A 628-nucleotide genomic window follows, 5' to 3' on the forward strand; every position below is an offset into this window, starting at 1 on the left:
TTGTACGCTATAGAGAAGCATTAGAGCAAGGAGAAGACGTACAAAAAGAAGTTGATAATGTTATCGGCGATTTAGAAGATAGTGGCTATATACAAGAGGCTGAGAGCCTTACAGACGCAAGACCTAGTATTGCAGAAGAAAGAGGATTAAGACCTGACGCACAACCGCTTCTAGACCTTTTAAACCCTATTAAGAGTGCAGGTTTAGAGTATTTTCAAAGTAGAAATAGGAACTCAGCATCATATGATTTAAACGTTGCGTTTGCGAAAGAAGTTGCTTATACAAGAAGAGCGTTATTAGAAGACCGTGAATATATCGGTACTAGAAACGCATTTAACCGTTTAAATACGGCGTTTGAGGAGCTTTCAGGCTATATGTACGACCGTTTTTATCAACTAGGAGGCACACCAGTAAATTATCACGGACATGATGATAGAGTTAGATAAAAAATAAAAGCAGCAACCAAGCACCATATTAATTATGGTGCTTTTTATAATGCCGTCATATCAAGGTTTTAAAGACATTTATAACCATAATCAAGTAATAAAAATAAAAGTTCGCTAAAACGAACTGTAAAATACAATAACCTTTAAAAAGGTATAACTAATTAAATATATCATTAAATAAG

The 628-nt window shown here is 34.6% G+C and carries 1 protein-coding gene; it reads left to right on the plus strand.

What is annotated here, in order from left to right; translation table 11 throughout:
* The coding region (locus tag IEZ19_RS54475) for a hypothetical protein (protein ID WP_506005024.1) at window positions 1-446 on the plus strand (446 nt) is incomplete at its 5' end.
* Window positions 447-628: the final 182 nt, after the last annotated feature.

The organism is Streptomyces brasiliensis, assembly GCF_014647875.1.
GTDB lineage: Bacteria > Actinomycetota > Actinomycetes > Streptomycetales > Streptomycetaceae > Streptomyces > Streptomyces brasiliensis.